A 14,326-nucleotide genomic window follows, 5' to 3' on the forward strand; every position below is an offset into this window, starting at 1 on the left:
CCATTCCGCTGTATTTCCGCTGAATTCAGCTTTTTAGCGTGCTTGGAAGCCGTTTGATCATTTCTTCATCCGGCGTCACAAACAGAGTCCGCTGATGGTCATAAATGACGAAGCCGGGCTTGGAGCCGCTTGGCTTGCGGACATGCCGGATCAGCGTGGAGTCCACCGGTACACTGCTGGAATGCTTGGCCTGGCTGAAATAAGCGGCGAGCTGCGCGGCTTCATTGAGCGTAGCGTCGCCGAATTTTTCTCCTCGGATCACGACATGCGAACCGGGAATATCCTTCGTATGCAGCCACGTTTCGTTAGATCCGGCCAGGCGGTTCGTCAGGTACTCATTTTGCAGGTTGTTTTTACCTACATAGATTTCCAAACCTTCCGAAGAAGTGAACACCTGGAGTGTCGGCCGGGTAGGCTTCTTTTTCTTTTTGCCCTTTTTGCTGCGGTCCCGAAGGTATCCTCCGGCCACGAGCTCTTCCCGGATTTCCTCGATGTCGTTCAGGGAAGCGTGATCGAGCTGTTGAAGCAGGCCTTCCATATAGCGGATTTCCTCATGCGTCTTTCCAAGCTGTTCTTCGATTACCGCGAGGCTGTTTTTGTATTTATTGTATTTTTTAAAATAGCGCTGCGCATTGTCGGACGGAGTAAGCAGCGGATCTAGCGGGACCGTGATCTCAGCCTGATCCTCATCGTAATAATTGACCAGGCGAACTTCCTTGTCGCCTTTGGACAATGTGTGCAGCGACGCGAACAGCAGCTCCCCGCGAATCCGATACTGCTCGGCTCCGCCGGCTTCCTCAAGATCCGCATGGAGGTTGGCCAGCTTCTTGACATTTTTGCTCCGTTCGTTCGTCAGGAAACGGAGCAAGTCGCTTACTCGCTGCTTTACCGTGTCCCGCTCGGCTTTATCTCCGTAATAGTCTTCCATACAGCGGCTGATCGTGTCGTAATGCTTCGTCTTGCCTTCCGGCAGCGTCAGCGGAATCGCGGAAAAGACAAGCTTCCCTTTGGCGTTCGTGCCGATAACCGGAGAGAATTCACGCCGGCGGACCGGTTCCATAATAGATTCGAAGGCGTCAGCGAGCCTGTCTTCGAATCCGATTTCGTTCCCGGAGTATCCGCGGACCCCATCCGCAGTCTCGTCGTCTCGGGTCTGCCCGGAACGCAGCGCGATTTCCTGCGCGATCAGCGGGCTGATGCCGCTGAAGGTATCGACGATCCAGGCAATGGGATCGAGAGAAGGCGGTTTAGGGGCGCTTTTTCCCGGATTCTCCCGGCCTATTCTCCGGTCACCTGAGCTTTCCGCCCCCTCGTCAGGGAGAGCTTCCGTTTCCGCCGCAGGCTCCGCCTGCTTCTCCTCGGCATCGCGGTACAGCTGCATGAAACCGCTCCGCGATACGTCCAGCGGGTTATGTTTGTTCTGCTCCGGCGGCTGCGTGTAGGCAAAGCCGGGCATGACAATCCGGTAGCTGCTGATGGCAGGAGTAACATGATGAATGCCGTCAATAATTGTGCCTGCGGAGACGTCGGTCAGGATGATGTTGCTGTGGCGGCCCATCAGCTCGATGATGATTTTTTTGGAAGATACGTCTCCGAGCTCATCCCTTTGCCGGATATCGAAATGAATAATGCGTTCCATCCCCACTTGGGAGACAGCTTCAATAACGCCGCCCTCGCAGTGCTTGCGCATCAGCATGCAGAACATGGGGGCTTCTGCTGGATTCAGGGTGTTTCTTTCCGTAAAATGCAGGCGCGGATAGGTCGGATTGGCCGACAACAGCAGCTTGCCGCCACCGCCTGCGCCTCGGAGTGTAAATACAAGATCGTGATCGCCGGGTTGATATATTTTACTGATCCGCTGTCCAATGCATGCCTGAAGCTCAGTTACAATGGCGCGGGTCACGATGCCGTCGAGTGCCATGATTATAATTTCTCCTGTCGCTGGTAAAATTTCTTTCCTCTCTATGATGCCATACTTTCGCCGCTCAGCGCAAAACGAAGAGGATAAGCCCCAGTGATAATTCGGGACGACCCCGAATACATTGGTCATGAACGGGTGGAAAAGCGTTAACGCCGCCGGAAGTCAAGAAACGACCGGGAGGGGAATGGAGAGTCATGGAACAAAAAAGTTGGCACAGGCTCAGCAGTGATGAACTGCAGAAAACATTCGCTGTTTCGCCGCAGCGGGGCCTTGGCGATGAGGAGGCTGAAGCAAGACGCAGGGAGAACGGCCTGAACGAGCTTTCGGAGGGGAAGAAAGTATCCCCGCTGACGCTGCTGCTGAATCAGTTCAAGGACTTCATGGTCCTCGTGCTTATGGGGGCGACGCTTGTATCGGGGCTGCTGGGTGAATACCTGGATGCGATCACGATTGTCGCCATCATCGCCCTGAACGGGCTCCTCGGATTCGTTCAGGAGTTTCGGGCGGAGCGCTCGCTGCGGGCGCTGAAGCAGCTGTCTGCGCCGTCGGCCAAAGCGCTGCGGGACGGAACCGTCCAACATATCCCGGCGAAGCTGCTCGTTCCGGGCGACATCGTCCTGCTGGAGAGCGGTGACCGGGTTCCAGCCGATGTCCGCTGGCTGAAATGCAGCTCCCTGTACTGCGAGGAATCGGCGCTGACCGGTGAATCGCTGCCGGTGTCCAAACACTCAGAGCCGATTCACGACGAGGAGGTTCCCCTGGGAGACCAGAAGAATATCGGCTTCATGGGCACTATGGTCACCCGGGGAACGGGCAAGGCAATCGTCGTCCGGACAGGAATGGGCACGGAAATGGGCAAGATCGCCGATTTGATCCAGAGCACCGACGCCCAGGAAACGCCGCTCCAGCGGCGGCTGGAGCAGCTCGGTAAAATTCTGATTTACGTGTCGCTCGCATTGACCGTTGTTGTGGTGCTTGCAGGTATTTTGCACGGACAGCCCGCGGTTTCGATGTTCCTGGCCGGGGTCAGCCTGGCGGTTGCCGCGATTCCCGAGGGTCTGCCCGCAATTGTCACCATCGCGCTGGCGCTTGGCGTACAGCGGATGATCAAGCGCAAGGCTATCGTCCGCAAGCTGCCTTCAGTCGAGACGCTGGGCTGCGCTTCCGTCATCTGTTCCGACAAGACCGGAACGCTGACGCAGAATAAAATGACCGTCACCCGTGTCTGGAACGGAGGACGCAGTCTTGAGGTCACTGGCGAAGGGTACGCTCCGGAGGGAGCGGTGCTGCTCAAGGGCAAGCCTGCCGAATTGAAGAACGATCAGAGCCTGCGGCGGCTGCTGCAAATTGGCGCACTGTGCAACAACGCCGAGATTTACGAGACGGTTCCCGAGGAAGCAAAGGCCAAACGCAAAGGAAAAGGCAAGGTGAAAGGCGGTGACGGAGAAACGTCGCCGTCCGCAGCAGCCAAGGTATGGGAGCTTAAGGGCGATCCGACGGAAGGCGCACTCGTGGCGCTGTCCGCGAAGATGGGGCTAACCGCCTCGGCGCTAGCCGTAACCTTCTCCAGAGAGAAGGAGTTTCCCTTCGATTCCGAACGCAAGCTAATGTCGGTTATCGTGAGCCATCCCGGAGGCCGCATGGTGTGCACGAAGGGGGCGCCCGATGTGCTGCTGAGCCGCTGCTCTTATATGATGTGGGAGGGGCAGGTTGTTCCGTGTACGCCGACCTTGCGGCAAAAAGCGCTTGACGCTAACGAAGCGATGGCGTCGGACGCGCTCCGCGTCCTCGGTCTGGCTTACCGTGAGCTGCGGCCGAACGAACATGCCGATTCCGAGAAGGAGGCCGAAGGCCAACTGATCTTCGCAGGTCTCGCCGGCATGATCGACCCGCCGCGCCGGGAGGTGCGGGACGCGATCAGCGTCACCCGCCGGGCAGGCATCAAGACGGTGATGATTACCGGCGACCACGGCACGACCGCCGAGGCGATCGCCCATCAGCTCGGCATTCTCCAGCGCGGCGGCAAGGTGCTGACGGGCAGCCAGCTGTCGCGGATGGACGACGACGCGCTCGACAAATTGTCGGACAGCGTGTACGTCTATGCCCGCGTCTCGCCCGAGCACAAGCTGCGCATCGTGAAGTCGCTGCAGCGGCACGGCCATGTAGTCGCCATGACAGGCGACGGGGTCAACGACGCTCCGGCAATCAAGGCGGCTGACATCGGCATCGCCATGGGCATTACGGGCACCGATGTGACCAAGGAAGCGTCGGCGCTCATCCTGGGTGACGACAATTTCTCCACGATTGTGGCGGCGATCGAAGAGGGCCGGAGCATCTATGAGAATATCCGCAAATTCATCCGGTACTTGCTTGCATCGAATGTCGGCGAGATTCTGACAATGTTCTTTGCCATGATGCTAGGTCTGCCGCTTCCGCTCGTGCCTATTCAGATATTGTGGGTCAACCTGGTTACGGACGGTCTGCCGGCAATGGCGCTTGGCGTCGACCAGCCCGAGAAAGATTTAATGGAACACAAGCCGCGCGGCGCCAAAGAAAACATCTTTGCCCGCAGGCTCGGCTGGAAGATTGTCAGCCGAGGCATTCTGATCGGCCTCTGTACGCTCGCCGCCTTCTGGCTGACGCTTCGCGTCGCCCCGCAAGATCCGGCCCGGCTTATCCAGGCGCAATCGGTGGCGTTCGCCACCCTCGTTATGGCCCAGCTCTTTCATGTGTTCGACTGCCGGAGCTCCCGGTCCGTGTTTCACCGGAACCCGTTCCAGAACAAATATCTTGTGCTCGCGGTACTCTCGTCCGTGCTGCTGATGCTGGCGGTAATGTACATCCCCGCGCTGCAGCCTGTTTTCAAGACCGTACCGCTTGGCTTTAGAGACTGGTCGCTGTGCCTCGTTGCCTCCGGTATTCCAACCTTCCTGATGGGCGCAGCCAGCGTCTGGGGCGGGAAGCACAGCCGGAAGCGTCTCCGTGCAGGGGGCGTCGGCGGCGGACGGAGCATGCCGAAAAGTACAAAAATTTCGGCATAAAATCAATAGCTTTGCCTGACCTCTTGCGGTATGCTTGTTGCAATTAACCGAAGGAGTGGACGAAGCTATGGAATTTACCAAAATGCACGGACTCGGCAATGACTTCATCGTCGTATTTGGCGAGCAGTCGCTGCCAGGCAACGCGCCAGAACTGGCCGTCAAATTATGCAATCGGTTCTTCGGCATAGGAGCTGACGGACTCGTATATATTCTGCCCTCGGAACGTGGCGATTACATGATGCGGATTATGAATTCCGACGGTTCCGAAGCGGAGCAGTGCGGCAATGCCATTCGCTGTGTGGCGAAATATGTATATGATCACGGACATGTGCAGTCGGAGCAAATCGTCATTGAAACGATCGGCGCGGGTGAACAGAAAGTGAAGCTGCAGGTGAAGGACGGGCAAGTGGAGACGGTAACGGTCGATATGGGCGAGCCCATTCTGTCGGGACCGCAAATTCCCGTAGATATCGAGGCTGAGCCGGTGCTGGGCCGCCCGATTGAGACGGACGGGAAGGAATTTACATTTACAGCCGTGTCGATGGGCAACCCGCACTGCGTTATATATGTGGACGACGCCGTTTCCTTCGATCTGACGACCTGGGGACCAAAGCTTGAAGTTCATCCTTTGTTCCCGCGTAAGGTGAATGTCGAATTCGCCACCGTGAAAGACCGCGGACGCATCGACATGCGGGTATGGGAACGGGGAGCCGGACCGACACTCGCCTGCGGAACCGGCGCTTGCGCTACGCTCGTCTCCTCCGTTCTTAACGGAGTGAGCGACCGGGCGGCGTGGGTAAGCCTGAAGGGCGGAGACCTGTACATTGAATGGAACGAAGAAGATAATCATGTATATATGACAGGACCGGCCGAAGCGGTATTTAAAGGGTCCGTATCCATATAAGCTATATTCCGCCAAGAACAAAAGTTATGATAATAGGTCAACCAGAGATTGCTGGTTGGCCTTTTTCCTTTTTATAAACGCCTGTTTCACTAATGCATACACCTTGGGTTCAGGCGAATAACAAACGCGGAAGTCGTAAATAATGGAAGAAAGAAGTTTGAATCGAGGCGAGGGCGGATGAAAAAAAACGGACCAAGCAGTAAGGGAGCGCCTGCCGGAGTTTCGGCGGCCGGAACCGGAAACGGGGCTGTCCCTGCCCTTACAAATAATCTTGAGCAGACGCTCGGCACCATCAAGCGCGAGCTCGGTTCCAGTCCCGATCTGAAAATACGGAAATTTCAGATCGGTTCGGCTGAACCGGTCTGGGTGGCCGCCGTTTTTATGGACGGATTGGTCAATGCCGTAGCCGTTGATGAATTCGTGATGGGAGCATTATTGGGAAATTCCGCCGATAATACTGCAGAGGAAATGCCACGGGTGCCGCAGGAAAGGCTTCAGCTCATACTGGACAGGGCGCTGGAGCTAGGCGAAACCACGGTCGAAGACAAATGGAACGAAATGATGCTCTCCCTTCTGTCGGGCAACACCATCATTTTGGTAGACGGCTGCAGCAAGGCTATCGTGGGAGGAACGAAAGGGGGAGAATGGCGGACTGTTGCGGAGCCTTCCTCCCAAATTGTGATACGGGGACCAAAAGACGCTTTTGTCGAGTCGATCATTACAAATATTGCGCTGATCCGAAGACGGATCAAATCACCGAAGCTTTGGGTTGAATTTATGAAATTCGGCACGGTGACGAACACGGATGTAGCCCTTTTATATATGAAAGACAGGGCGGAAAAGAGAGTCCTTGACCAAGTCAAAATGCGCCTGGAAAAGATCAACATTGAAGCGGTTCTGGAATCAAGTTATATTGAGCAGCTCATTCAGGATAAAGTGTTTACCCCATTTCCAACGGTCTATAATACGGAGCGTCCGGATGTGGCGGCGGCCAATTTGCTGGAAGGTCGAATTGTTCTGATTGTTGACGGTACGCCTTTTGTGCTTGTCGTGCCGACGGTACTGGCGCAGTTCCTTCAATCGACCGATGATTACAGCCAGCGATTTGACAGTGCCACCCTAATGCGTTTGGTGCGTTATACAAGCCTGATCATTCTACTTCTTGGCCCTTCCGTCTTTATTGCGCTGACCACCTTCCATTACGAAATGGTACCGACGCCCATGCTGATCAGCCTGCTGGCCCAGCGGGAGAACGTTCCTTTTCCGGCCGCGATCGAAGCGATGATTATGGAGGCCGCGTTCGAAATCCTGAGGGAGGCCGGCGTCCGGATGCCGAGAGCGGTAGGACAGACAGTGTCGGTTGTCGGCGCCTTGATTCTGGGAACCGCGGTCGTGGAAGCAGGTATTATTACGCCGGTTATGGTCATTGTGGTTGCGTTGACCGGTATTGCCAGCTTTGCCATTCCCTCCTACAATTTCGCCGTCGCAGGGCGAATTATCCGTTTTGGATTTTTGATAGCCGCATCGATGTTTGGATTCTACGGCATTACGCTGGGACTGATCGTATTGATTGCGCATATCAACAGCCTCCAATCTTTTGGCACTCCCTATCTGGCACCGCTCAGCCCGTTTTCCATAAGAGGGCAAAAGGATACGATATTGAGAGTGCCTACGTTTTTGATTAATCTTAGACCTGACAAGCTGGGGCAAATGAACGACAACGATGAGTCAGGCAAGGATAATAAGACATCCGATTCCGGGAAGGATGGACGGACAGGTGCTTAAATTATGGAAACTGCTCATGATGGGTCTTCTTCTTTTCCAGACTGGCTGCTGGGACAGCATTGAACTGAACCGAAGGGCTATTGTTTCAGGCGTATCTATCGATAAGGGGCCGACGGAGGACAAGAGATACAGCGTGTCCTTCCAAGTCGTCGTGGCGGATGAAATAACCGGGAAAAACAGTAGGGGGAACTCCCCTGTCGCCTTATACAAAGGGAGCGGCCGTTCCATTTATGAGGCGCTCGGCAACGCTTCCCGGCAATCCGCGCGAATTCTCTCTCTGGGCCATTCGAAGGTGATCATCATATCCGAAGAGCTCGCCCGTGAAGGGATCCGGGATCTCATGGATATTTTTGAACGGGAATCCGAAATGCGGCTCAGCACCTTGGTCTTTGTGTCCAGAGGACAGCCGGCGGAAGACATCCTTTCCGTGATGACGGTATTCGGCAGAATTCCTGCCAACGACCTTGTACAGAAGCTGGAAACGGGAAACCGCTCATTCGGTTACAATTTCCGAATTGAGGTGGATGATGTGATCCGCGGGATTTTGGCTAAAGAGGGAGGGGCGATTATCAACGGCGTGATTGTCAAGGGCGATCTGGAAGCGGGGGGAACGAAGACAAATGTGGAGGGCATAAAGCCGAAGGCTATCTTGAAAAACGCCGGACTTGCCGTATTCAAGCAGGATAAGCTGATGGCTTTTCAAGATGGAACGGCGGGAATAGGCCTGAGCCTGATCCATAACAAGCAGAAAGAATATCCGTTATTACTTGATTTTGGGAAAAACGAATCCGCCACCTTCAGTATGTTCAAGGTGCATACCTCGGTCACAGCCAATGCGAAAGATCCGGAGCATCCAGTTATCTTCATCAGCACCCGACAGCAAGCCGCCTTGAAAGAATACAACGGTTCTCTGGATATTTCCAAGTCTTCTGTACTGAGAAACTGGGAAAAGCTTCTGAGTGAAGAAACAAAGAAGGAAATTGATACCGCCGTCAAAGAGGCCATGCGTCTTAACAGCGATTATATCCGGTTCAATGAGACGATGAATCGGGATAATCCGAAAGGCTGGAAACGGGTGAAGGATCGCTGGGATTCCATCTTTCCCCGCTGCGAAGTGCGTATCAAGGTGAACACCATTATCCGTCATACCGAGATGAGGACCCGTTCCTTGCGATCGTCAGGAGAGGGAAAGGAATAGGAAAGGAGGGATTTCATGCGGGAGATCAGAATAGGATCCATACATTTTTTTTCGCTTGTTCTCATGTTTGAATTGGGGACGGCTCTGGTGGTTAATGTTGGAATGGAAGCCGGCAGAGACGCCTGGATAGCCATCTTCCTGGGCTGCTTGGTTGGTATGCTCATCTATACCGGTTACAATTATCTGTTCAAGCTGTATCCCGATCTGCCGTTATCCGGCTATGTGCGGGCGATTCTCGGCAAACCGCTTGGGGCGTTCGTGGTCATTCTTTATGCGGTTATCTTTTTGAATGGAGCCGGCCGTGATTTGCGGGATGGCAGCGCTCTGCTGGTCATGGCCGCCTTGAACCGAACGCCGATCATTATCGTTGCCGCGATGATGATTTTGTCTTGCGGATACGTGTTGCATAAAGGATTGGAGGTGCTGGCCCGGACCTCGTTTATTATTATGATCGGTGTGCTGATGATCGGCGGGGTTATTACGCTGCTAATGCTTTTTTCGGGGGAAATGGAATGGTCGCGCTTGCAGCCGATGCTGGGGGATGGAATCAAACCGGTGGCCCTTTCGGTGATCCGTTCGAATTATATGTTTCCGTTCGGCGAAGTCTTCTGTTTCATGATGCTGATGCCTTATATCGGCGACAAAAAAAGAGCGGTTTGGGTTGTGCCTTCCGCAATCCTGGCAGCCGGATTGATTATCAGCTACACGGCACTAGTCAATATTACAGTGCTGGGCAGCGACATGGTGGAGCGTTCTCCGTTTCCTCTGCTATCCACCGTAAGTAAAGCGGCGTTGTCCGATTTTATCCAGCGATTGGACGTTTTGGTGGTAATGCTGCTGATTATCGGCGTTTTTTTCAAAGTAGCCGTTTACTACGGTGCGGCGGTGATCGCCATCTCGGATCTGTTCAATCTCCCTTACCGGACAATGATTATTCCTTCTGCGATCATTATTTTATTCTCCGGTATGCTGGACGCGCGCAGTTTTGTGGAGCATCTGGAGGAAGGCGGGGAAATGCTTACCTTCATATATCCCGTCTTTACTATTGTCATTCCGACCATCCTGATCATTGTCGCCGCCTTTAGGAATTATCGTTCGGGTTCCCGCCCGGGCTGACGCCCGGTAATCCAATGGATAAGATCCGGAATAAAAAGGCTTGCGGCCAGGGTAATCATCAGTATTTTTTCGGCTTGGGTATTAATAATGAAAGGGAACAGGGTGTAAATATTGGTAAGGCCGTACCCGAACATCAAGTCCACAAAATACAACAACAAAATGGTGAGGGTGCCAAACAGTACAATCGCGACGTATTTCTTCAGCAGCATCTTTCTTATTCGTTTTTTCACGGTTTCAGCTCCTTTTCCTTATCCGTTATTATGGGGCGGGAAGCCTTTCGTCATGCGCTTTGTGTCGAATCTTGCAGATGCGTTTGGATGGAAAGCTTATCTTTCCTCACGATTTATGTTACATTAGTATGAAACTAATGTCAGGGGAGGGGCTGCTCTGTGAAGCCGGATTTGCGGTCTGCCTGGGCGAGCAAGGTGCTGGTCGGCGATGGGGCGATGGGAACCTTTTTATATCAGAAAGGGTTTCCTGTCGGCATATCTTATGAAGAATTGAATCTGACCTCGCCCGAGGTTATTGAAGAGGTACACCGCAGTTATATTGAGGCGGGTGCGGAACTGCTGGAGAGCAATACGTATTCGGCCAATTACGATAAGCTGTCCAAGTTCGGTCTGGAATCCAAAGTGGAGGAGATTAACCGCGCAGGCATTCGGATTGCCAGACAAGCCGCCGGCAGCGGCGGATATGTCGTGGGCGCCGTAGGCTCGATCCGTGCCGGTAAGCGCGCCAGCCTGTCGGCCTCCGAGCTCAAAAAATATTTCGGTCAGCAGATCGGAGCAATGCTGGAAGAAGATGTGGACGGCATCATTCTGGAAACGTTCTACGACCTTGAGGAACTGCATCTTGCGCTCAGAACCGCGCGCAAGCTAAGCAATCTGCCCGTCATCTGCCAGTTTGCTGTCGACGAAACGGCGATGACAATGGACGGGCTGACGCTTCCGGAGGCATTCCGCATTCTGGAAGAGGACGGCGCGGATATTATCGGCTTTAACTGCCGTACCGGTCCAATCGGCATCAAAAGAGCGCTCGGCACCCTCCAGGGCAGCCTGACGCTGCCTGTGTCGGTATATCCGAACGCGGGACTGGCCGATTACGTGGACGGCCATTACAAGTACGGCGCTTCGCCTGAATATTTCGGCCAGATGGCTAGAGACTTTGCCGACATGGGAAGCCGGATTATCGGCGGCTGCTGCGGAACGACGCCTCATCATATCGCCGAAATCTCGGCGGCGCTGAAAGGATATGAGCCTCTTCCGCTGCCGGGGCCGGCGCCTAAAGAGAAGATTAGCGTCCGCTTGCAGGAGAGCCTTGCAGACGATTCGGCGGCAGACGGCAGAGAACCGAACCTTATTGATATCGTCAAGGAACGCCATGCCGTAATCGTTGAGCTGGACCCGCCGCGGGATCTTGATATCTCAAAGTTTATGGCGGGAGCGGAGGCGCTGCGCCGCGCAGGAGCGGACGCGCTGACGCTCGCCGACAATTCGCTGGCCGTATGCCGCATGAGCAATATGGCGCTCGGTTCTCTGGTTCAGCAGAGGACGGGCCTGCGTCCGCTCGTGCATATTGCCTGCAGGGACCGTAACCTGATCGGAACACAGTCACACCTGATGGGTCTCGATGCGCTTGATATCGACCATGTGCTGGCCGTGACGGGCGATCCGGCCCGGTTCGGCGATCTCCCGGGTTCAAGCTCGGTTTACGATCTAACGTCATTCGAGATAATACGGATGATCAAGCAGCTGAATGACGGCATTGCCTTCTCCGGCAAGCCGCTTAAGCAGAAAGCCAACTTTATCATCGGAGCGGCGTTCAATCCGAATGTCAAGCATTTGGGCAAGGCGGTTGAGCGTCTGGAGAAAAAGATCGCTTTCGGAGCCGACTATATTATGACCCAGCCGGTATACGACAGGGAACTGATTCATAAGATCGCTGATGCGACGGCTCACCTGAACATCCCTATATTTATCGGCATTATGCCCCTTGCGAGCGGACGCAACGCCGAGTATCTTCATAATGAAGTGCCAGGAATTCAGCTCTCGGAAGAGGTCCTGGGACGGATGAAAGGGCTGCAAGGCGAAGTGGGACGGGCAGAGGGGGTCGCTATTGCGAAGGAGCTGCTTGATGCGGCCACGGAACGCTTTAACGGAATTTATTTGATGACTCCGTTCATGTTCTACGACATGAGCGCTCAGCTTCTGAACCATGTATGGGCGAAATCGGGACGCCAATTATCCCCCTTGTTTCGCTAGAGAGAATCAATTACAATAGTGTAACGGATGTGATGCCGATGTCATTTAGCATGACCGGATACGGTCAATCGTCCAGGCATTTTGGCGGCAGCAAGATCGTTTTCGAAGTCAAATCGGTGAATCACCGTTTCTGCGAGATTGTGCTCAGGATGCCTCGGGAGTGGAACGGGTTTGAGGATGCGCTGCGAAGAAAGGTCCAGCAATACATCAGACGCGGCCGGATTGACGTCTTCATTAACAGGGAGCACGAAGAGAACGCTGGCGGTCCGGTTCTGAACCGCACGGCTGTGAAATCTTATCTGGCCGCGGCGGAAGCGCTGAAGAAGGAATTCGGAATGAACGGAGAGCTTGACCTGCTGGGCATGCTGAACCTGCCGGGAGTAATGGAGAGCGACAGTCAGCCGGCATTACCGGAGAACGGCGATTCTTTTCTGGAGCTGCTTGTAAGCGGGCTGGAGGAGAGCGTTAGGGCCTTGGTGGAAATGCGTGCCCGCGAAGGGCGTTTTCTGGCGGCCGACATCGCGGAGCGCGTGGGCAGACTTGAAGAGCTGCATAACGAAATGAGCGGGCTGGCACCGGTTGTCGTGATGGAGTACAGAGACAAGCTTCGTCAGCGCCTGGAAGATCTTCAAGACGGAACGTTTCCTTTTGACGAACAGAAATTCGGAATGGAAGTGGCTATTTTCGCCGACCGCTCCAGCATTGAAGAAGAGCTGACACGTTTGCGAAGCCACTTTGAGCAGTGCAGGATTCTTTTGGGCGGCGGCGAGCCGATTGGCCGGAAGCTGGATTTTCTCATTCAGGAGATGAACCGGGAAACGAATACAATTGGCTCCAAGTGCAACCATTTGGGAATTGGCAACTGCGTTCTGGAGATGAAGGCGGAGCTGGAGAAGATTCGCGAGCAGGCTGCCAATTTGGAGTAGCGACAGGGCAAGCGAAGATGTAACTTATGGGGGGAACAACCGGAACATGGCAATCAAACTCATCAACATCGGCTTTGGAAATATAGTATCGGCCAATCGAATCATTTCCATAGTCAGCCCGGAGTCGGCTCCGATTAAGCGGATTATCCAGGAAGCGAGAGACCGGCATATGCTGATCGACGCGACCTATGGAAGACGTACCCGTGCCGTTATCATTACGGACAGCGACCATGTCATACTGTCGGCGGTTCAACCGGAGACCGTGGCGCATAGACTGTCCAGTAAAGATGACGATAACGACGAATAACGATTAATGGAGTGTACTATGTCAAAAGGATTGCTGATCGTGTTGTCCGGACCTTCCGGAGTCGGTAAAGGAACGGTATGCACCGCACTGAGGCCGAAAATACCGGAGCTCATCTATTCCGTATCGGCGACCACGCGGAGTCCCCGCGAGGGCGAACAGGACGGAGTCAATTATTTTTTCAAATCCCGGGAGCAGTTTCTTCAGATGATTGAGGCCGATGAGCTGCTTGAATACGCGGAATACGTGGGAAATTATTACGGAACTCCGCGCGATTTTGTGGAACGGACGCTGGATAGCGGCAGGGACATCATCCTTGAAATCGAAGTGCAGGGCGCGCTTAAAGTTAAGGAGAAGTTTCCCGAAGGAATCTTTGTTTTTCTGCTGCCGCCGTCTATGGATGAGCTGAAAGACCGTATTCGCGGACGCGGAACGGAGCATGATGACATTATCAATCACCGTATGACGGTCGCGGAAGACGAAATCAGCCTGATGCGCCATTACGATTACGCAGTGGTTAACGATGAAATCGATCTTGCGTGCGAACGAATAGAAAGCATTATTATTGCCGAACATTGTAAAATAAGATAGTTTGTACGGCACCGCTGTTTCTTATTGTATAAATTTAATTGAAGAGGTGTACCTGTGCTATATCCATCGATCGATGAAATGATGAACAAAGTCGACAGCAAATACTCGCTTGTTGTCGCCGCTGCCCGCCGGGCAAGACAGCTTCGTGAAGGAAGCCACTCCGAACTGAAGTCTCCGAGAGCCCATAAGCAAGTCGGGGTTGCGCTTGAAGAAATATACAAGGATTACATCACGGTAACCCGGGTGGATGACAAAACCTCCGAATAAATGATCAAGCAA

The 14,326-nt window shown here is 54.0% G+C and carries 12 protein-coding genes; 10 read left to right on the forward strand and 2 right to left on the reverse strand.

Annotation, left to right across the window (positions count from 1 at the left end):
• Positions 1–25 precede the first annotated feature (25 nt).
• On the reverse strand, positions 26–1,921 hold the full coding sequence (locus PUR_RS12170) for an Rqc2 family fibronectin-binding protein (RefSeq protein WP_179035462.1): 1,896 nt from the start codon (positions 1,919–1,921) through the stop codon (positions 26–28).
• Between the two features lie 194 nt (positions 1,922–2,115).
• On the opposite strand from PUR_RS12170, the gene PUR_RS12175 reads away from it, so the two are divergent.
• The 5 genes from PUR_RS12175 to PUR_RS12195 all read left to right on the forward strand — a co-directional run bounded on the left by PUR_RS12175 (position 2,116) and on the right by PUR_RS12195 (position 9,965).
• Entirely contained in the window at positions 2,116–4,962 is a 2,847-nt protein-coding gene (locus PUR_RS12175) for a calcium-translocating P-type ATPase, SERCA-type (RefSeq protein ID WP_179035463.1), read from the forward strand.
• Between the two features lie 67 nt (positions 4,963–5,029).
• Complete coding sequence (dapF, locus tag PUR_RS12180) at positions 5,030–5,866, forward strand: diaminopimelate epimerase (RefSeq protein WP_179035464.1); 837 nt, start codon at positions 5,030–5,032, stop codon at positions 5,864–5,866.
• Positions 5,867–6,043: 177 nt separating this feature from the next.
• On the forward strand, positions 6,044–7,651 hold the full coding sequence (locus PUR_RS12185) for a spore germination protein (RefSeq protein WP_179035465.1): 1,608 nt from the start codon (positions 6,044–6,046) through the stop codon (positions 7,649–7,651).
• Entirely contained in the window at positions 7,644–8,849 is a 1,206-nt protein-coding gene (locus tag PUR_RS12190) for a Ger(x)C family spore germination protein (protein WP_179035466.1), read from the forward strand. Before PUR_RS12185 ends, PUR_RS12190 begins: the two co-directional genes overlap by 8 nt.
• 15 nt (positions 8,850–8,864) lie before the next feature.
• Positions 8,865–9,965, forward strand: coding sequence for a GerAB/ArcD/ProY family transporter (locus PUR_RS12195; RefSeq protein ID WP_179035467.1), 1,101 nt, complete (start codon positions 8,865–8,867; stop codon positions 9,963–9,965).
• Here PUR_RS12195 and PUR_RS12200 read toward each other — a convergent pair.
• Entirely contained in the window at positions 9,938–10,195 is a 258-nt protein-coding gene (locus PUR_RS12200) for a hypothetical protein (protein ID WP_179035468.1), read from the reverse strand. The two genes, PUR_RS12195 and PUR_RS12200, sit on opposite strands and share 28 nt — an antisense overlap.
• A gap of 159 nt (positions 10,196–10,354) precedes the next feature.
• Between PUR_RS12200 and PUR_RS12205 the strand changes: the two genes are divergently transcribed.
• From PUR_RS12205 to rpoZ, 5 genes are read left to right on the forward strand one after another with little or no spacing between them, the layout of a single operon-like run.
• The gene (locus PUR_RS12205; RefSeq protein WP_179035469.1) at positions 10,355–12,226 is read left to right on the forward strand and encodes a bifunctional homocysteine S-methyltransferase/methylenetetrahydrofolate reductase; all 1,872 of its coding nucleotides are present in this window, start codon (positions 10,355–10,357) and stop codon (positions 12,224–12,226) included.
• 38 nt (positions 12,227–12,264) lie between these two features.
• Positions 12,265–13,152 carry a YicC/YloC family endoribonuclease gene (locus tag PUR_RS12210; RefSeq protein ID WP_179035470.1) on the forward strand — a complete coding sequence of 296 codons (888 nt, stop codon included), beginning with the start codon at positions 12,265–12,267 and terminating at the stop codon, positions 13,150–13,152.
• A gap of 46 nt (positions 13,153–13,198) precedes the next feature.
• Positions 13,199–13,459 (forward strand): extracellular matrix/biofilm regulator RemA, encoded by a 261-nt coding sequence (remA, locus tag PUR_RS12215; RefSeq protein WP_006209218.1) that lies wholly within the window; start codon positions 13,199–13,201, stop codon positions 13,457–13,459.
• Between the two features lie 18 nt (positions 13,460–13,477).
• Complete coding sequence (gmk, locus tag PUR_RS12220) at positions 13,478–14,047, forward strand: guanylate kinase (RefSeq protein ID WP_179035471.1); 570 nt, start codon at positions 13,478–13,480, stop codon at positions 14,045–14,047.
• Positions 14,048–14,101: 54 nt separating this feature from the next.
• Positions 14,102–14,314 (forward strand): DNA-directed RNA polymerase subunit omega, encoded by a 213-nt coding sequence (rpoZ, locus tag PUR_RS12225; RefSeq protein ID WP_124694462.1) that lies wholly within the window; start codon positions 14,102–14,104, stop codon positions 14,312–14,314.
• The last annotated feature ends 12 nt before the right edge of the window (positions 14,315–14,326 follow it).

Source organism: Paenibacillus sp. URB8-2 (genome assembly GCF_013393385.1).
Taxonomy (GTDB): domain Bacteria; phylum Bacillota; class Bacilli; order Paenibacillales; family Paenibacillaceae; genus Paenibacillus_AQ.

Excerpts from the sequence above, each read along its gene's own strand:
- PUR_RS12170 (WP_179035462.1), bottom strand. The coding sequence starts at position 1,921 with ATGGCACTCGACGGCATCGTGACCCGCGCCATTGTAACTGAGCTTCAG.
- PUR_RS12175 (WP_179035463.1), top strand. The coding sequence starts at position 2,116 with ATGGAACAAAAAAGTTGGCACAGGCTCAGCAGTGATGAACTGCAGAAA.
- PUR_RS12195 (WP_179035467.1), top strand. The coding sequence starts at position 8,865 with ATGCGGGAGATCAGAATAGGATCCATACATTTTTTTTCGCTTGTTCTC.
- PUR_RS12210 (WP_179035470.1), top strand. The coding sequence starts at position 12,265 with ATGTCATTTAGCATGACCGGATACGGTCAATCGTCCAGGCATTTTGGC.
- remA (WP_006209218.1), top strand. The coding sequence starts at position 13,199 with ATGGCAATCAAACTCATCAACATCGGCTTTGGAAATATAGTATCGGCC.
- dapF (WP_179035464.1), top strand. The coding sequence starts at position 5,030 with ATGGAATTTACCAAAATGCACGGACTCGGCAATGACTTCATCGTCGTA.
- gmk (WP_179035471.1), top strand. The coding sequence starts at position 13,478 with ATGTCAAAAGGATTGCTGATCGTGTTGTCCGGACCTTCCGGAGTCGGT.
- PUR_RS12185 (WP_179035465.1), top strand. The coding sequence starts at position 6,044 with ATGAAAAAAAACGGACCAAGCAGTAAGGGAGCGCCTGCCGGAGTTTCG.